The organism is Sphingomonas sinipercae, from assembly GCF_011302055.1.
GTDB lineage: Bacteria > Pseudomonadota > Alphaproteobacteria > Sphingomonadales > Sphingomonadaceae > Sphingomicrobium > Sphingomicrobium sinipercae.
Genome location: NZ_CP049871.1, coordinates 1,302,029 through 1,320,112, shown reverse-complemented (window position 1 = coordinate 1,320,112; position 18,084 = coordinate 1,302,029). Strand labels below are relative to the sequence as shown.

The following is an 18,084-nucleotide window of genomic DNA, read 5'->3' as shown; positions in this document are numbered from 1 at the left end:
CGCTTCCATAGCTGCGCCTGCGAACGCATATTCGTCCCGTGCCCGGCCCCTACGTCCCGCTACGCGTTTTTTCCTGCTTCACCATGCTCGAAGGGGCCATGGAGCCCAAGACGATTGCCGAGCAATCGGCCAAGCTTGGTTTCCCCGCCGTCGCACTCACCGATCGCAACGGCCTGTATGCCGCAATGCCGTTCACCGACGCCTGCATCGCCAAGGGGGTGCAGCCGGTGGTCGGCGCGATGCTGGCCGTGGCCCGCCCGGCCGAACTCGGCGTTGCCGGGATCGACTGGCTGGCGCTGCTGGCCAAGGACGAAAGCGGCTACGACAATCTGTGCAAGCTGGTGTCGGCCGCGCATCTCGATCGGCCGGTCGAGCAGGAGCCGCACGTTCCCTTCGCCAAGCTTGATGGCCTGTCCGGCGGCCTATTGGCATTGACCGCTGGCAGCGAGGGCGCGCTCGCCCGGCTTCTGGCAGATGGGCAGGACGACAAGGCCTCAGCATACCTCGACCGGCTGCAGGCGCTGTTCAAGGATCGGCTGTACATTGAGCTCAGCCGGCGCGGTGACCCTGTCGAGGAGGCCGCCGAAGAACGATTGATCGACCTTGCTTACGCACGGGATTTGCCGCTCGTCGCTACCAATCCTGCCGCTTACAAGGATCCCAGCTTCCATGCCGCGCACGACGCGCTGCTGTGCATCGCCAATTCGGCCTACGTCGAAAGTAACGAGCGGGTAACTTCGTCGGCCGACGCCTGGTTGAAGGATTCGGCCGCCATGGCCGAGCTCTTCATCGACGTTCCGGAAGCCCTGGCCAACACCGCGGTCATCGCCCAGCGCTGTGCCGTCGGTGCGCCGAAGCGGCGGCCGATCTTGCCGAGACTCTCCGACCAGGAAGACGAGCAGCTTCGCCGGGATGCCCACGCCGGCCTCGACGACCGGCTCACGGATCGAAGCGCGGAGGATTTGGCGCGTTATCGCGAGCGGCTCGATTTCGAACTCGACGTCATCATCAACATGGGGTTCGCGGGCTACTTCCTGATCGTCGCCGACTTTATCAAATGGGCGAAAGCGAACGATATTCCGGTCGGACCGGGCCGCGGGTCCGGCGCGGGCTCGGTCGTTGCCTGGTCACTGACCATCACCGATCTCGATCCGATCGAGCTCAACCTGCTGTTCGAACGCTTCCTCAATCCGGAACGCGTGTCGATGCCGGACTTCGACATCGATTTTTGCGAAACCCATCGCGACAAGGTGATTGCCTACGTCCAGCGTAAATATGGGCGGGACAAGGTCGCGCAGATCATCACGTTCGGGCGCTTGAAGGCCCGCGCCGTGCTCAAGGACACGGGGCGAGTCTTGCAGATGAGCTACGGCCAGGTCGATCGCCTGGCCAAGCTGATCCCGAACCATCCGACCGACCCTTGGACCCTCGAGCGGTCGCTCAACGGCGTCTCGGAACTGGCCGCCGAATATAAGTCGGACAGCCAGGTGAAGAAGCTGTTCGACCTGGCGATGCGGCTGGAGGGCTTGCCGCGGCACGCCTCGACCCACGCAGCGGGTGTGGTCATCGGCGACCGGCCGCTGGACGAACTCGTCCCGCTCTACCGCGATCCGCGCTCCGACATGCCGGTCACCCAATTCGACATGAAATATGTCGAGGGCGCCGGGCTGGTGAAGTTCGATTTCCTCGGCCTCAAAACCCTGTCGGTGCTCAAGGAAGGGCAGCGGCTGCTCGCCGCAAGCGGCGTGCATGTCGACCTGACGGCCCTCCCGCTGGACGACCCCGCGGTCTACGAACTGCTGCAGAAGGGCGACACGGTCGGCGTCTTCCAGCTGGAATCGGAAGGGATGCGGCGGACGCTGTCGGCGGTCAGGCCGACCGGCTTCGGCGACATCATCGCACTGGTCTCGCTGTATCGCCCTGGCCCGATGGACAACATCCCGATGTTCGGCGACCGCAAGAATGGCCGCGCCGCCATCGAATATCCGCATCCGATGCTGGAACAGGTCCTGCGCGAAACCTACGGCATCTTTGTCTACCAGGAACAGGTGATGCAGGCGGCGCAGGTGCTCGCCGGCTACAGCCTGGGCGAGGCCGATTTGCTTCGCCGTGCCATGGGCAAGAAAATTCAGAGCGAGATGGACGCGCAGCGGGCCCGGTTCGTCGAAGGCTGCGCGGCGAACGACATTTCGCCGCAGAAGGCGTCGGAGCTGTTCGACTTGATCGACAAGTTCGCCGGCTATGGCTTCAACAAGAGCCACGCCGCGGCCTATGCACTCGTCGCCTACCAGACGGCCTGGCTCAAGACGCACCACCGTCCCGAATTCTATGCCGCCTCCATGACCTTCGACCTGGCGCTGACCGACAAGCTGTCCTTGTTCGTCGAGGACATGCGGCGCGGCGGGGTCGAGTGCCTGCCGCCGTCGGTCAACGCCAGCGGCGCCTGCTTCACTGTTGAAGAGGGCGGTGTCCGCTACGCGCTTGGCGCGCTCAAGGGCGTCGGGGAAAAAGCGATGGAGGCGCTGGTTGCCGAGCGCGAGTCGGGCGGCGCTTTTTCAACCATCGATAATTTCGCGGAGCGGGTCGATCCTCGAATACTCAACCGACGCCAGATCGAAAGCTTGGCAGGCGGCGGCGCATTCGACGAGCTGGCCGCCAATCGGGCGAGCGTGTTCGCTTCGGCGGAGACCATTCTTGCCCACGCGGCGAGCGCCGCCGATCAGCGGACCAGCGGGCAGGGGGGGCTGTTCGGCGCCGGGGATGCCAGCGTCCCGCCGATCCGCCTGGTCGACATGCAATGGAGCCTGTCGCAGCGCATGGCGGCTGAGCGGGAAGCCTTCGGTTTCTATTTCTCGGCCCACCCGGTGGATGCGCACGCGCACTTGCTGGCCGCGTACAAGGTGAAGCGCTTTGGCGACCTGGCTTCCGTACCCATTCCGGCCGAGGAGCGAGTGACCGCGACCATGGCGGCGCTGATCGAGGACACGCGGTGGCGCACATCGGCCAAGGGCCGACGCTACCAGATGGCGACGGTCAGCGATCCTTCCGGCCAGTTCGTTGCGACCGCCTTCGATGACGAGGCGACCATTGCGCTGGAGCAAGCGGCGCAGTCCGGTGCCTGTGGGCTACTCACCGTGGAGCTCGACCGCCGCCCTGGCGACGAATTGCCACGCGTGACGATCAAGCGCTTCCAGCCGCTAGAGACGCTGGCGAAGCGGACCCGGCTCCATCTGACCATCCGCGTGAGCGATCCGGCTTTCATGCCTGCAATTGCCGCGGAGCTGAACCGCGCGCGGGGGGGGACTGGCGTTGTGCGCCTGATCGTCGGTACGCAAACGGCCGACGAGGCAGTGATCCTCGCCGGCCGCGATTTCATGCTGGATGCGGAGCTTGCCGCCCGAATCACCGTGTTGGCGGGCGAATCCAGCGTCGACCTGTCGGTGCAGGAGCCGCCGAAGCTCGCCCTGGTCGGTTAGGCCTGCCAGAAGCCGTCGCGGTTCACCAAGCTCGTGATCTTCGCATCCTGCTCCTCGGTCAGGACACGCTTGAACGACGGGAAGACTTCTTCCTCTTCCATGTGGGCATGGCGGGAGACGAGGTCGCGGAATTCCCGGACGCGCTCGATCCAGTTCGGCGATTCACCGCCCATCTGCTGCAGCTCGTAGAGGAACGTCTTCACCTCGCCATGCTCGTGCTCGAGCTGGTCGGCTTCGACCCGGATGCCGGCTTCGCGGAGCGCCGGGTAAACGACCATTTCTTCCTGGTGCGCGTGCTTGTCGAGCGCATGCGTCAGTTTCATCAGCAGCATCTTGCGCTTGAAGGTCTGCGTCTCATCGGTGGCGAGCATCTTGTCGAAGATCGCCAGCGTCATCTCATGCTCATTGGCGAGAATGACGTCCCAATCGCCGGCCATGGCTTCCATGCCCTGCATCAGGAGCTTGCGGCCATAATTGGCGGCAAAGCCGATGGCCGCGCCGGCCAGGGCCGCGCCGACCAAAGCGCCGGTGCTGCTGTTGCCGTTGCCGAACGAGAAGGCACTCCGCTCCGACGATCCGCGGCCGCCTGACGTATTGCTTTCACGCTCCGCAGTGGCGCGGGGCGCCGTCTTGGTCTTGGTGCTCGAGCGGCCCCGACTGGTCGTGCCACTGCTTTTCGAAGTCGCGCTTTTGGTGCGTGTTGCCATGATTTTCCTCCATTGAATCTGTTTCGAGATTCAACGGCAGGGCGGGGGAGGCGTTCCTGTTGCGAGTCGGTCGCGCGACGAATTGAGGCTTAGCTCGCGTCGGGCGTTGGCTCCTGCGGCGCCGGCTTTCCGTCGACGGTCGCGGTCGGTTCGACCGGGGAGGCTGACACCGGGTCGGGGGTCGTGGCTGGATCCGCCTCGACTGGCGCTTCCTCGGCCGGCACGGACACCGGCTTTTCGACCGGCGGTAACGGCTTTGCGCTCTCATATTCCGAACCCGGCAGCGGACCGCTTTTCGTTTTTTCTGGTGTCCGTTCAGGCGGCGCCTGGATGCCTTTGTAGACACAGGCGTCCAACCCGTCGCGCGCAACTGTGCCGATCCGCGTTGCGATCGTGTTGCCGTACCGCTTGGTGAAGCCCTTGGGCGACGTTGCGCCGCGCGCTTTTGGAAGGGGCAGGATAGCGGCAATCCGCGCTGCCTCCGTTCGGCTCATCGCCTTTGCGTCATGGCCGAAATAACGCATCGAGCCGGCGTTGACGCCATAGGTCCCGATGCCGGTCTCGGCGATGTTGAGGTAGACCTCCATGATCCGGCGCTTGCCCCACAGATTTTCGATCAGGAAGGTGAACCAAGCCTCCGCCGCTTTGCGGGGATAGCCGCCGCCTTGCCACAGGAATGCGTTCTTGGCGGTCTGCTGGCTGATCGTCGAACCGCCGCGGATTCGCCCGCCCGAGGCGTTGCGCTTCATCGCATCCTCGATCGCCTCAATATCGAAGCCGTTGTGTTGGCAAAACTTGCCGTCCTCGGCAGCGATCGCGGCCCGCACCATGTCGCGGTCGATCTGCTCGATCGGCATCCATTTGCGCGTCGCTCCCCGGCCCGCCCATTTGTCTGAAATCATGGTCGCCGTGGTTGGCGGGTTGAAGAATTTATACTCGAACACCCACAGCACCGAGATGATCGCCAGGATCAGGATCAGCTTGAACAGCCAGATGAACGGTCGGACCAGCGCGGGATATTTGCGCTTCCGCTTGTAGGGCAACGGCAGGGGTTTACGTTTGGGCGGCGGCACGACGGAGGCCTAGCGGGCGCTCGGGCCGGCGTCGAGCTTGCGAAGCAGCTGCAGCGCGCCGGGATCTTTGGGACGAGACGCAAGCACCGCCTGGGCCTCGCGAATTGCGCCGGCCCGGTCGCCGGCGGCCAGCAGGGCCGCGGCGAGATCGCGGCGCACCGGATAGTACCAGGCGGGAGGGTCGCTGAAGCGGCTGAAATCATGATTTTCCTGAAGCTCGGCGGCCTCGCGGAAATGGGCCTGGGCCTCGACCAGGCGGTGCTCGAGCAGCGCGGCGCGGCCGCTGAGCACGTTGCGAGCGATGAAGGTCATTTGCTGCGCCTGCATCGATCCGTCGTCCGGACTGGTCCCTCCCGGCACGGCCCGGATGGCCGCAGCCTCGGCGCGAACGCGGGCCGCATTGCCAAGTCGCGCGAATGCCTCGCCGCGGGCGTAATGCCAGGCGGCAGTCACGTAGGGCAGCTTGGGTTCGGGCAGTGCCAGCACCTCGGCCGTGGGTGCGAACAGCCCGACCGCGGCATAGCCGCTAGCGGCGATCAGTTGGCGGAACGGCCCTGCTTCGGTGCCCACTTGCGAACGCTCGACCAGGGGCCGGCCGAGCGCGAGCGCAGTCCTGGAGTCCCCGGCCATCAGCGCGCCGCCAAGGCCGAACGTCACATTGTGGACGTGATAGGGAAGACCCCAAACGCCGTCCGGCTCCGGCAGCCCGAGCCGCTGGGCATTTTCGATGCCAAGCTGGACAGCGCGCATATTGACGTCGGCGGCGTCCTGATAGCGGCCAACCCAATAATAGGTGTGGCTGGGCATATGGACGAGGTGGCTAGCCCGCGGCGCAAGGGCAGGGAGTAGGTCGGCAAAGCGTTCCGCCGAAGCAGAACGGCTGGCGGCCTCGGCTGCGTGAATGAAAAAGTGGATCGCGGGGGTGTAGTTCGGGTCGCGGGCCAGGACTCGCTCAAGCAGGGGCATCGCCATTTCGGCATTCAGCTTTTCTTCGGCGCGATTGGCGGCCGCGGTCATCAACCAAGCGTCCGCGGCAAGGACCGCAATTTCCTTGTCGTCCGGATATCGCATCGCAAGCGCAGCCATCCCCTTGGCGAAGTTCAAGTCGCCGTTCTTGCCCCCACCGCCATCGGTGTAGCGAAGCTGAAGCGCCTCGATCATTGCGCGCTCTCGCTCGGTTCCGCGCGGCTTGGCGAGTTCGGCCGCCTTGTCGGCAAGCGCCTTGAGCTGCTCGACCTCCTGCTCGTTCTTGCCATAGTTTATCGTCGGCCCGTCGGCCCAGGCCTGACCCCACAGGCACATGGCGCAATTGGGATCGAGCCGAACCGCTTCCACCATCGCTTCAACCGCGGCCTTGTGGGCAAAGGCGTGGGCCAGCTGCATGCCGTTGTCGAAGAAGGCCTGCGCGCGCGGGTTTGACGTTCCGACGGGAAAGCCGCCACTCCCGTAACCGGGCATCAGCATGGGGGACTTCGGTGCCGCCATGTCGGAATGATTGCGGTGCTCGCTCGCGGCGGCGGGCTGGGTGGCAGGCGGTGGCGCCTGCGCGACGATGGCAGCCGCATAGAGCAAATGGATCATCTGATTCCCCCTCTGGCAAAGCCTAGCACGGGCGCGCCACTCGTCCACCGTCCCGCCTTGCCGCACTGCAGCGGCGCATTTACATGCCGCTGATGACCTCGACCAACGATGTGCGCCGATCCTTCCTCGACTTTTTCGAGAAGGAGGGTCATGCCCGGGTCGCATCGGCGCCTCTGGTGCCGCACAACGATCCGACGTTGATGTTTACCAACGCCGGCATGGTGCCGTTCAAGAACGTGTTCACCGGCCTCGAAACCCGGCCGTACACGACCGCTTCAAGCAGCCAGAAGTGCGTCCGGGCTGGCGGCAAGCACAACGACCTCGACAATGTCGGCTACACCGCGCGCCACCATACCTTCTTTGAAATGCTCGGCAATTTCTCGTTTGGCGATTATTTCAAGGATCGCGCGATCGAGCTGGCGTGGAACCTGGTCACGAAGGAATGGGGGATCAGCCCCGACCGGCTGACCGTCACCGTCTATCATACCGATGATGAGGCGGTCGACCTGTGGAAGCGGATTGCGGGCCTCCCCGACAGCCGCATCATCCGGATCCCGACCAAGGACAACTTCTGGTCGATGGGCGACGACGGGCCGTGCGGTCCCTGCTCCGAAATCTTCTTCGATCACGGCGAGCACATTCCCGGCGGTCCGCCCGGAAGTCCGGACGAGGACGGCGACCGCTTCGTCGAAATCTGGAACCTGGTCTTCATGCAATATGAGCAGGCCGCAGGCGAAATCGTCTCCGAACTGCCCAAAAAGAGCATCGATACAGGCATGGGCCTGGAGCGGATCGCCGCGGTCCTGCAGGGCGTGCACGACAATTACGACACGGACACCTTCCGCGCGCTGATCGAAGCGTCGCAATCCCTGACCGGCAATGCAAGCAGCGCAATGACGGCCAGTCACCGGATCATCGCGGACCATCTGCGCACGTCCGGCTTCCTAGTCGCCGACGGTGTTCTGCCCGCTAACGAGGGCAGGGGTTACGTGCTTCGGCGGATCATGCGGCGGGCGATGCGGCATGCGCATCTGCTCGGCGCACGCGAGCCGCTGATGTATCGGCTCGTACCGGCTCTGGTCGCGGAAATGGGCGGCGCTTACCCCGAGCTCCTGCGCGCGCAGCCGTTGATCGAAGCGACGCTTCAGCAGGAAGAGACGCGGTTCCGCCAGACGCTGGTCAACGGCCTCAAGCTCCTGGACGAAGCGACTGCAAATTTGCCGGAAGGCGGCACACTTTCCGGTGCGACCGCGTTCAAACTCTACGACACGTTCGGTTTCCCCTACGACCTTACCGAGGACGCGCTTCGAGCCCAGAACTTGGCGGTCGACCGCGAGGGCTTCGACGCCGCCATGGCGCAGCAGAAGGCAGCGGCACGCGCAGCCTGGAAAGGGTCCGGCGCGAAGGCCAGCGACGATATCTGGTTCGACCTTGCTGAAGAGCATGGCGCGACGGAGTTCACCGGCTATTCCGGCGATGAAGGCGAGGGCGTCGTGCTTGCCATCGTCAGGGACGGAACATCCGTCCAGTCCGCCAAGGAAGGCGAGACGATCGACCTGCTTCTCAACCAGACCCCGTTTTACGGCGAAAGCGGGGGACAGGTAGGCGACAGCGGAAAACTGTCTTCGCTCAAGGGCTTGGAAGCGCAAGTTGTGGACACGAACAAACCGCTAGGCAAGCTGCATGTGCTGCGCACCAAGGTCAGGGTGGGCGAAGTCTCGGTCGGCGAGACACTGCAACAGAAGGTCGATGGCGAGCGCCGCGACCGGACTCGGGCAAACCATAGCGCGACGCACCTGCTGCACGCCGCCTTGCGCCACCGCCTTGGTACCCATGTTACGCAGAAAGGCAGCCTCGTTGCGCCGGATCGCCTGCGTTTCGATTTTTCGCATCCCTCTGCCCTGACCGCGGACGACATTGCCGCCATCGAGGCGGAGGTGAACGCTCATATCCGCTCGAACGAGGGGGTAACGACCCGGCTCATGAGCGCGGACGAGGCGATCGCCGCCGGGGCGATGGCCCTGTTCGGCGAAAAATACGGGGACGAGGTCCGCGTGTTGAGCATGGGGCGCAGTGTCGATGCCGATTATTCGGTCGAGCTTTGCGGCGGCACGCACGTCAACGCGCTGGGCGACATCCAGCTGTTCAAGATCATCGGCGAGAGTGCGGTTTCATCCGGCGTCCGGCGGATCGAAGCGCTGACCGGTGAAGCCGCGCGGCAGTGGCTGGTCGAACGCGACGCGAGGCTTCGTGAAGCGGCCGCCACGTTGAAGAGTTCGCCTGAGGACGTTCCGGCTCGTGTCGCCGCGCTGGTCGACGAGCGGCGGCGGCTCGAGCGTGAACTCGCCGAGGCCAAGAAGGCGCTGGCGATGGGTGGCGGGGCCAAGTCGGACACGACCGCCGCCGAACAGGTCAACGGCCACGCCTTCATCGGTCAAATTGTCGAAGGCCTCGACCCCAAGGGCCTGCGTTCCGCCATCGACACGCTGAAGCAGCGCGTCGGATCCGGCATTGCCGCCTTGGTCGCCGTGAACGAGGGGCGCGCCAGCGTCGCGATCGGCGTCACCGATGACCTGGCGGGCCAAGTTAGCGCCGTCGAGCTGGTCAAAGTCGCTGTTTCCGCGCTCGGCGGCCAAGGCGGCGGCGGCCGCCCGGATATGGCACAGGGCGGTGGTCCGGAAGGTGGCAAGGCAGGCGAGGCACTTGCCGCCGTCAAGCAGGCGCTGGAAAGCGTACCCGCTTAAACCTTGACCGAGTCCCGCGCGCGGCGGCGGCCAAGCCGCGGCTGTTCGACGAGTTCGGCCGCGGCCTTGATCCTGGAGCGCAATTCATCCCGCTTTTCGTGGACGGAGGCGATGACTGGGCCCATCGCAACGCCAAGATCGACCAGCGCGGCTTCCGCGAGCTGGAGCGACGCTTCCAGCGTTTCCGGCACCGCATCGGTAACGCCGGCACGATAGAGCTCGGCGGCATGGTCGGTGTCGCGAGCGCGTGCGACAATCGGAAGGTCCGGGAAGGTCTCCCGAAGGCGACGCGCGATCCGGTTGACGAGGACGGGATTGTCCATGGTCAGCACGAAGGCGGTTGGCCGGCCTTGCTGGATGCGGCTGATGATTGCCGGGTGGGCGACATCCGCGAACACCAGCGGAAAGCCATCTTCGGCGCCGGCCGCGACGACGTCAGGATCGGCATCCATGGCGATATAGTCGCGCTCGTGCGCGTCGAGCATTTCCGAGACCATGCGGCCGACCCGACCGAAGCCGAGGACCACGACCTTCCCGGAAGCACTCGTTTCCAGGCTCAATGTAGCCCGGCCTTGGGCGCCCCGGTCCATGCCACGCGCCGCCAGCCGGCCGAGATTGGCAAGCAGCGGCGTCACGGTCAGGCCGATGGCGGTGACGATCTGCCAGAAGGCCGCCGTCTCGCCGCTGATCAGCTGCGCGGCGGTTGCGGTCGCGAGCACGATCAGGGTCGTTTCCGACGGCGAGGCCATTAGGACGCCGGTTTCCGCCGCGACCGCTGGCCTGGCCCCCTCGAGCCGAAGCAGGAAGGCCGTGACCATCGCCTTGACCAGCAGGACGCCCAGCACGGCCGCAAAAATCGATTGCCAGTCGGCAATCACGAGGCGCAGGTCGACCCCCATGCCGACGGTGATCAGGAAGATGCCGAGGCCGAGGCCGCGTAGTGGTGCGGTCACGACCTCCACCTCGCCGCGATATTCGGTTTCCGCGATGACGATCCCGGCGACGAGCGCGCCCAGCACTGGCGAGAAGCCGATCGCGGAGGTGATCAGGCTGGCGACGATGACCACGACCAGGCACGCGGCAAGGAACAGCTCCGGGCTCTTGGTCCGAGCGGCTTGCGCGAACAGGCGTGGGAGCAGCAGCCGGCCGCCGATCAGAAGGCCCGCGACTCCAACCACGCCGAAGGCAAGGGTGGTCAGCAATTCGCCAACCCCTGCATCGGCAGCAGGCGACATTGCGCCCAGGGCGAAGACGATGGGGACCAGCGCAACGTCCTCGAACAGAAGCATGGCGAGCGCGGAACGGCCGACCGGGCTGTGCGTGCCGACCAAGGGAATGACCAGCGCCGTCGAAGACAGTGCCAATGCCAGGCCCAGGCCGACCGACCCGCTGAGGCTCTCGCCAAGCAGGTACAGTCCGATCCCGATGACCGAGGCGCCCAGGATCAGCTCGGCTGCGCCAACGCCGAACACAAGCCGGCGCATTGTCCACAAGCGTCGGAAAGACAGCTCTAGGCCGATCGAAAACAACAGCATGATGATGCCGAGCTCCGCAAACGGCCCGATCGCCTCGGGGTTGGAGATCGTCACATAGCTCAGCCAGTGTTGGCTGTGAGAAAGTGCGCCGAGGGCCGCTGGGCCGACGAGCGCGCCGATAAGGATGAAGCCGATAATCGGGCTGATGCGCAGGCGAGCGAAGGCGGGGATCACGATTCCGGCCGCGCCAAGGATTACCAGCGCGTCGCTGAACCCCGAAGTCGCGAAATTACCGTGCATACCCGCTTTAGAGCAGGTCGCCCGGATTCTGTCACCCCGGCGGGGCGCCCGAGCGTTGGTCGCGCGGAGGTACGTAATGGCTGAAAAACTGAAGAAGGGCGACCGCGTCAGCTGGAGCTCGCATGGCGGCGACGCGCACGGCAAGGTGGTGAAGAAAGTCACCTCGCCAATGACCATCAAGGGTCACAAGGTCGCGGCATCGAAGGACAATCCGGAATATCTGGTGGAGACGGACGAGGGCAAGCGCGCCGCGCACAAGCCACGAGCCTTGAAGAAAGGCTGATCGACCAGCGCGAACGATCAACCGAGTGCATTTCCGCATCGGCGCCAAGTGTGCGACACTCGGCAAATGCCCGCGGGGAACAACGATCGCGACCTGGTCATCGTCGGTGGCGGCCCGGCGGGGATCATGGCGGGACTGCTTTTCGCCCGCGCCGGATGCCGCGTCGAAGTTCTCGAGAAGCATGCCGATTTCTTCCGCGATTTCCGCGGCGACACGGTCCACCCTTCGACCATGGAAATCCTCCATCAGCTCGGGCTGCTGCAGGAATTCCTAAAGCGGCCGCATAGCGAATTGAGGGGTGCGGAGCTCGAATTGGCCGGCCGCCGCTGGGCGATCGGCGATTTGTCACATCTGCCCACGCCGGCCCCCTTCATCGCGATGATGCCGCAATGGGACTTCCTCGATTTCCTGCGCCAGCAGGCGAGCGCATTCCCGGGCTTCGCATTGCAGATGAATGCGCCGGTCGAAGGGCTGATCGAGGAAGGCGGGCGCATCGAAGGCGTCCGGCTACGCGACGGCACCGCGATGCGGGCAAGGCTGACGATCGCCGCCGACGGCCGGGACTCGATCGTTCGAAAGCAGAAAATGCTGCCGCTGGAGACTCTTGGAGCGCCGATGGACGTCTTCTGGTTCCGGATTCCGAAACGCAGCGGCGGGGAGAAGCTTCGGGGCAGCTTCGAGCGCGGCCGCTTGCTCGTGCTCATCGACCGCGGCGATTATTGGCAGTGCGCGCTGGTCATTCCCAAGGGCAAGGCGGAAGCGATGAAGGCCGACGGGATCGGGCCGATCCGCCAGGCGGTTGCAGCCGCAGCGCCCGACCTCGATCTCGCCGAACTCGATGCAATCGACGACCTGAAGCTGCTCAGCGTCTCGCTCGACCGACTGACCCGCTGGCATCGTCCCGGGCTGCTGGCTATCGGCGATGCCGCGCATGCGATGAGCCCCATCGGCGGCGTCGGGATCAATCTCGCCATCCAGGACGCAGTCGCGGCCGCCAACTGCCTCGCTGGTCCGCTTGCGGCGGGCGCAGACGTGGATGCGTTGCTGCACAAGGTTCAGAAGCGGCGCCTGCTACCTACGCGGATCATCCAGGCAGGGCAGAAAGCCGCGCAGGACAGGGTGATCGGAAAGCTTCTCCAGCCCGGCGAACCGATCCGCCAGGCGCCCGTGATCATTCGGCTGTTCGATCGCGTCCCGCTGTTGCGGCGGATACCGGGGCGTCTGATCGGCCTTGGCATCCGGCGGGAGAAGGTGCGCTCGCCTAACGCTTACGCCTGACCGATTCCTTCGGCGGTCATCGCCTGTTCGAGATTGGCGCGGATCGCCTCGAAGAATTGCTCGGTCGTCATCCATGGCTGGTCGGGGCCGACCAGGATCGCGAGATCCTTCGTCATCTGACCGGACTCGACGGTTTCGACGCAGACGCGCTCCAGCGTCTCGGCGAACTTCACCACCTCGGGCGTATCGTCGAACTTGCCGCGATACTTGAGGCCGCCGGTCCAGGCGAAGATCGACGCAATGGGGTTGGTCGAGGTCGCCTTCCCTTGTTGGTGCATGCGATAGTGGCGGGTGACGGTGCCGTGCGCCGCTTCCGCCTCCACGGTCTTGCCGTCGGGCGTCATCAGCACCGACGTCATCAGGCCTAGCGAACCGAAGCCCTGCGCCACCTGGTCCGACTGGACGTCACCATCATAGTTCTTGCAGGCCCAGACGAATTTGCCGCTCCATTTGAGGGCCGAGGCAACCATGTCGTCGATCAACCGGTGTTGATATTCAATACCAGCCGCCTCGAACTTCGCCTTGTATTCGTTGTCGTAAATGTCCTGGAACAGATCCTTGAAGCGCCCGTCGTAAGCCTTGAGGATCGTGTTCTTGGTGGACAGGTATACGGGCCAGCCGCGGTTGAGCCCGTAGTTCAGGCAGGCATGGGCAAAGTCGCGGATGCTCTCGTCGAGGTTGTACATTCCCATGGCAACGCCGGAGCTTGGGAAGTCGAACACTTCATGCTCGATCTCCTGGCCATCCTCACCGACCCATTTTATGGTCAGCTTGCCCTTGCCCGGGACCAGGAAGTCGGTCGCCTTATACTGGTCGCCAAAGGCATGGCGGCCGACGACGATCGGGTCGGTCCAGCCGGGGATTAGGCGTGGGACGTTGGCGATCACGATCGGCTCGCGAAAGACGACGCCGCCCAGGATGTTGCGGATCGTGCCGTTGGGCGACTTCCACATCTTCTTGAGGCCGAATTCTTCGACGCGCTGCTCGTCGGGCGTGATGGTGGCGCATTTCACGCCGACGCCATGCTTCTTGATCGCCTCGGCCGCTTCGACGGTCACCCGGTCTTCCGTGGCATCGCGGTTTTCGACCGAAAGGTCGTAGTAGAGCAGGTCCACGTCGAGGTAGGGCTGGATCAGCCGCTCGCGGATCCACTGCCAGATGATGCGCGTCATTTCGTCGCCGTCGATTTCGACGACGGGGTTCTTCACCTTGATCTTGGCCATTGCTGCCTCTGCTATCCTGGAACGGAAGTTCGGCGGGCGCATAGGCCAGGCGCTCCCGCCAAAGCAACCGGGCGCCGAGATTGTGCAGCCGATGCAGCGTCTTTAAGGGAAGCCGCATGGCCAAACTCAAGAGCCCCGACGGGCCCCTTACGACGAACGTCAAATGGCGCTTTCCTTCGGTTCATCCGGAGGGCCGCAAGTTCCTCCTGATCGCCGGGGTGGCGACGATCGTCACGTACAGTGCGTTCAGCCACTTCCTCGGCTGGCTTCTGGTCGGCGTGACGATCTGGGTAGCGGCCTTCTTCCGCGATCCGATCCGGACGACGCCGCGCGACCCGCGGTTGATCGTCGCTCCGGCGGACGGGTTGATCACGCTGATTTCGAAGGTGTCGCCGCCGGTTGAGCTCGCCGGAAGCATGGAAGCGGGGGAATATACCCGCGTTTCGATTTTCATGAGCGTGTTCGACGTGCACATCAATCGCTCGCCGATCAGCGGCCGAGTGACGAAAATGGCCTACGTTCCGGGCAAGTTCGTCAACGCCGACCTAGACAAGGCGAGCGAGGACAATGAACGGCAGCACTTCATCGTCGAAAGTGCGGACGGGGTGAGCATCGCTTTCACCCAGATTGCCGGCCTCATCGCACGGCGGATCCTCACGTTCGTCCGTGAAGGCGACGCGGTCGAGGGCGGCCAGCGCATCGGCATGATCCGTTTCGGCAGCCGGGTCGACGTTTACCTGCCCGCCGGAACCGGGCCGCGGGTCCTCCTCGGGCAACGTACGATTGCCGGGGAGACGGTGATCGCGGAGCTTGGCGTGCAGCCAGCAACCGCTGGAATCAGCCAGTGACCGCCGATCGGGAAGCGCGCGGAATTCCGTTTCGTGCGATGGTCCCGAACGCAATCACCTTGCTGGCGCTCTGTTTCGGATTGACGGGGGTCAGCTTCGCCATTGGCGGGGAGTGGGAAAAGGCGCTCGGCTCAATCGTTTTCGCCGGCGTTCTCGATGGTCTCGACGGTCGGATCGCCCGGCTGCTTCGCGCGCAAAGCCGCTTCGGCGCGGAGCTCGATTCCCTGAGCGACAATATCGCATTCGGAACTGCGCCGGCCTTGATCATGTTTCTCTGGTCGCTTCAGCGCGCGCCGATGTTCGGTTGGGTCGCGGCGCTGGCGCTGGCGGTGTGCTGCGCGCTTCGCCTGGCGCGCTTCAACGCGCGGATCGATGTCACCGACCAGCCGCACAAATCCGCCGGCTTCAACACCGGCGTCCCGGCACCGGCGGGAGCAGGCGTCGCCTTCATCCCGATTTTCCTTTGGTTGATCACCGGCAACGAGCTGTTTCGGGCCTGGCAGCTGGTAATGCCATGGACCGTCTTCATCGCACTGCTGATGATCTCGAGCGTCCCGACCTTCAGCTGGACGTCGCTCCGGATCCGCAGCGGTTGGCGCTTGTTCGCGCTTGCCGGGATCGCGTTGCTAGGAGCGGCCCTGATCCGGGCACCCTGGATCACGTTGCTGGGTATCGCGGGCGTCTACCTGCTGACCTTGCCCTTCAGCCTGAGCAGCTATGCGAGGGTCAAGCGGCGTCGCGCCACTGCATCCGCGGTGCAGCAACCGGCCTAGCCGGCGTACGCTGGCGGCTGGCCCTGACCGGGATTTTCATCGCGTGAACCGCAACTGTCGGCTGTCGGCGGAAAAGCGCCGCGACGATGCGCTGGCCACTGTCGTCAATCGTTTCGATGACAAGCTTGGCAATCAGCCACGCGGTGACGAGGAAGATGAGGGTTGCGAACGGTGCAAGCATGACTTCGTCCCTTGGGTTTCGGGTTGAACCATGTCGGACACGCTTTGTTCCGGCACGGGGTCTTCCGGGTAGGTAGGACGAGGGAATGTTCCCCATTTGTTCTATCGTGTCAAGCGCACGCGCCGATCACGCGGCGAAAGGTTGAAACGGCACGAGTGTTCGGGTAGGGGCCCGGGCATTCCACAGACGGAACCATACATACCGGTGCCGATCAGCTGATCGGTGACTCGGTTCCGTCGAGGCTAAACCGGAGGAGAAGACTTATGGCGGCTACTGTCGTCACCATGCAGCAATTGCTTGAAGCCGGATCGCATTTCGGCCACCAGACCCACCGCTGGAATCCGCGGATGAAGCCGTACATTTTCGGCGATCGCAACGGCGTCCACATCATCGATCTTTCGCAGACCGTACCCTTGTTCGCGCGCGCGCTGGACTTCGTTCAGCAGACTGTCGCGCGTGGCGGCAAGGTGCTGTTCGTCGGCACCAAGCGCCAGGCGCAGGATGCGGTCGCCGAAGCGGCGCAGAGCTCCGGCCAGCACTTCGTCAATCACCGCTGGCTTGGCGGCATGCTGACCAACTGGAAGACGATCTCCAACTCCATCAAGCGCCTGAAGACGCTTGAAGAGCAGCTCTCGGGTGACACCGCCGGCCTGACCAAGAAGGAAGTGCTGCAGCTGACCCGTGAGCGCGACAAGCTCGAAAAGTCGCTCGGCGGCATTCGCGACATGGGCGGCCTGCCGGACATCATGTTCGTGGTCGACACCAACAAGGAAGAGCTGGCGGTCAAGGAAGCCAACGTGCTTGGCATCCCGGTCGTCGCGATCCTCGATTCGAACAGCGACCCGAACGGCATCTCATTCCCGGTCCCGGGCAATGACGACGCCAGCCGCGCGATCCGCCTGTATTGCGATTCGATCGCCGCCGCCGTCGCCGCTGGCCGCAGTGGCAACGCCCAGGCGCGCGGCGAGGACGTCGGCGCCATGGCTGAACCGCCGGTCGAGGCCGCGGTCGCCTGACTTGGCCGCTCCCGCGAAAGCGGGAGCAGAGCCCTTTTTTCAACGGAATAACTGGGCCCCTGCCTGCGCTGGGGTCCATGCAAGAGGATATAGATATGGCTGAGATCACCGCCGCATCCGTCAAGGAACTGCGTGAGCGCACCGGCGCCGGCATGATGGATTGCAAGAAGGCGTTGGCCGAAACCAATGGCGAGATGGAAGCGGCCGTCGATTGGCTCCGCACCAAGGGCCTGGCCGCCGCTGCCAAGAAGGCCGGCCGCACCGCCGCCGAAGGCCTGATCGGCGCTGCCGTCGAAGGCAATCGCGGAGCGCTCGTCGAGATCAACTCGGAGACCGACTTCGTCGCCAAGAACGAGCAGTTTCAGGATTTCGTCCGCAATGCCGCGAAGCTTGCGCTGCAAACGGGCGATGACGTCGAAGCGCTCGGCGCCGCACAATATCCGGGCGGCGGTTCGGTTTCGGAGAAGCTGACCAACAACATCGCCACGATCGGTGAGAACCAGTCGCTTCGCCGCGCTGCCGTGCTCGAAGTCGGGCAGGGCGCGGTCGTGTCGTACATTCACAACGCCGTGGCTCCGGGCCTGGGCAAGATCGGCGTGCTCGTCGCGCTCGAAAGCGGCGCACCGGCCGACACACTTCAGGCGCTCGGCAAGCAGATCGCGATGCACATCGCCGCTGCGAACCCGCTGGCGCTCAACGGCGACCAGTTGGATCCGGCGCTGATCGAGCGCGAACGTGGCATTGCGCTTGAAAAGGCGAAGGAAAGCGGCAAGCCGGAGAACATCGCAGTCAAGATGGTCGAAGGCGCGATGGCCAAGTTCCGCAAAGAAAACGCCCTGCTGTCGCAGCTGTTCGTGATGGACAACAAGACCCCGGTCGCTGAAGTCCTCGCCGCTGCCGGCAAGGACGCCGGCTCAGGCATCGAACTGACCAACTTCGTCCGTTTCCAGCTTGGCGAAGGCATCGAAAAGGAAGCCAACGATTTCGCGGCCGAGGTCGCCGCTGCCGCTGGCACCAGCAAGGCTGAGCCGGTCGCATAAGCACGCGTTGCCGCTTAGCAGTTGGCAACGGGGCGGCCGCGCCATAAAGGCATGGCCGCCCTTCGTGTATCTAAAGGACTGCATTC

13 protein-coding genes and 1 pseudogene are annotated in these 18,084 nt (G+C 64.5%); 8 read left to right on the top strand and 6 right to left on the bottom strand.

The window, feature by feature from the left end; all coding sequences use genetic code 11:
- The first annotated feature begins 38 nt into the window (after positions 1–38).
- On the top strand, positions 39–3,476 hold the full coding sequence (gene dnaE / locus G7078_RS06885; protein ID WP_281346906.1) for a DNA polymerase III subunit alpha: 3,438 nt from the start codon (positions 39–41) through the stop codon (positions 3,474–3,476).
- Here dnaE and G7078_RS06880 read toward each other — a convergent pair.
- The 3 genes and pseudogenes from G7078_RS06880 to G7078_RS06870 form a co-directional block, all read right to left on the bottom strand.
- Positions 3,473–4,183, bottom strand: coding sequence for a hemerythrin domain-containing protein (locus G7078_RS06880; protein WP_166094370.1), 711 nt, complete (start codon positions 4,181–4,183; stop codon positions 3,473–3,475). The genes dnaE and G7078_RS06880 overlap by 4 nt on opposite strands.
- A 341-nt stretch (positions 4,184–4,524) precedes the next feature.
- A pseudogene (gene mtgA / locus G7078_RS06875) lies at positions 4,525–5,226 on the bottom strand (monofunctional biosynthetic peptidoglycan transglycosylase); the annotation flags it as partial.
- Between the two features lie 39 nt (positions 5,227–5,265).
- Positions 5,266–6,837: a hypothetical protein gene (locus tag G7078_RS06870; protein ID WP_166094368.1), complete on the bottom strand. Its 1,572-nt coding sequence runs from the start codon at positions 6,835–6,837 to the stop codon at positions 5,266–5,268.
- 92 nt (positions 6,838–6,929) lie between these two features.
- Here G7078_RS06870 and alaS point away from each other — a divergent pair, with 92 nt between their 5' ends.
- Positions 6,930–9,581, top strand: coding sequence for an alanine--tRNA ligase (alaS, locus tag G7078_RS06865; RefSeq protein ID WP_166096228.1), 2,652 nt, complete (start codon positions 6,930–6,932; stop codon positions 9,579–9,581).
- Here the strand turns inward: alaS and G7078_RS06860 are convergent.
- Positions 9,578–11,356, bottom strand: coding sequence for a cation:proton antiporter domain-containing protein (locus G7078_RS06860; RefSeq protein ID WP_166094365.1), 1,779 nt, complete (start codon positions 11,354–11,356; stop codon positions 9,578–9,580). The two genes, alaS and G7078_RS06860, sit on opposite strands and share 4 nt — an antisense overlap.
- Before the next feature lie 76 nt (positions 11,357–11,432).
- On the opposite strand from G7078_RS06860, the gene G7078_RS06855 reads away from it, so the two are divergent.
- Both G7078_RS06855 and G7078_RS06850 read left to right on the top strand, forming a co-directional pair.
- Positions 11,433–11,639, top strand: a complete 207-nt coding sequence (locus tag G7078_RS06855) for a hypervirulence associated TUDOR domain-containing protein (protein ID WP_166094363.1) — start codon at positions 11,433–11,435, stop codon at positions 11,637–11,639.
- 66 nt (positions 11,640–11,705) lie between these two features.
- Positions 11,706–12,917: an FAD-dependent oxidoreductase gene (locus tag G7078_RS06850; RefSeq protein ID WP_166094361.1), complete on the top strand. Its 1,212-nt coding sequence runs from the start codon at positions 11,706–11,708 to the stop codon at positions 12,915–12,917.
- Here G7078_RS06850 and G7078_RS06845 read toward each other — a convergent pair.
- Positions 12,908–14,140 carry an NADP-dependent isocitrate dehydrogenase gene (locus G7078_RS06845; RefSeq protein WP_166094358.1) on the bottom strand — a complete coding sequence of 411 codons (1,233 nt, stop codon included), beginning with the start codon at positions 14,138–14,140 and terminating at the stop codon, positions 12,908–12,910. The genes G7078_RS06850 and G7078_RS06845 overlap by 10 nt on opposite strands.
- A 116-nt stretch (positions 14,141–14,256) precedes the next feature.
- Here G7078_RS06845 and G7078_RS06840 point away from each other — a divergent pair, with 116 nt between their 5' ends.
- Both G7078_RS06840 and G7078_RS06835 read left to right on the top strand, forming a co-directional pair.
- Positions 14,257–14,988 carry a phosphatidylserine decarboxylase gene (locus G7078_RS06840; RefSeq protein WP_166094356.1) on the top strand — a complete coding sequence of 244 codons (732 nt, stop codon included), beginning with the start codon at positions 14,257–14,259 and terminating at the stop codon, positions 14,986–14,988.
- Positions 14,989–15,026: 38 nt separating this feature from the next.
- Positions 15,027–15,761, top strand: a complete 735-nt coding sequence (locus tag G7078_RS06835; RefSeq protein ID WP_166096226.1) for a CDP-alcohol phosphatidyltransferase family protein — start codon at positions 15,027–15,029, stop codon at positions 15,759–15,761.
- Here the strand turns inward: G7078_RS06835 and G7078_RS06830 are convergent.
- A complete protein-coding gene (locus G7078_RS06830; protein WP_166094354.1) occupies positions 15,715–15,942 on the bottom strand; it encodes a hypothetical protein in 228 nt (75 codons plus the stop codon). The two genes, G7078_RS06835 and G7078_RS06830, sit on opposite strands and share 47 nt — an antisense overlap.
- Before the next feature lie 263 nt (positions 15,943–16,205).
- Between G7078_RS06830 and rpsB the strand changes: the two genes are divergently transcribed.
- Both rpsB and tsf read left to right on the top strand, forming a co-directional pair.
- Positions 16,206–16,958 (top strand): 30S ribosomal protein S2, encoded by a 753-nt coding sequence (rpsB, locus tag G7078_RS06825; protein WP_166094352.1) that lies wholly within the window; start codon positions 16,206–16,208, stop codon positions 16,956–16,958.
- Positions 16,959–17,053: 95 nt separating this feature from the next.
- The gene (gene tsf, locus G7078_RS06820) at positions 17,054–17,998 is read left to right on the top strand and encodes a translation elongation factor Ts (RefSeq protein WP_166094350.1); all 945 of its coding nucleotides are present in this window, start codon (positions 17,054–17,056) and stop codon (positions 17,996–17,998) included.
- The last annotated feature ends 86 nt before the right edge of the window (positions 17,999–18,084 follow it).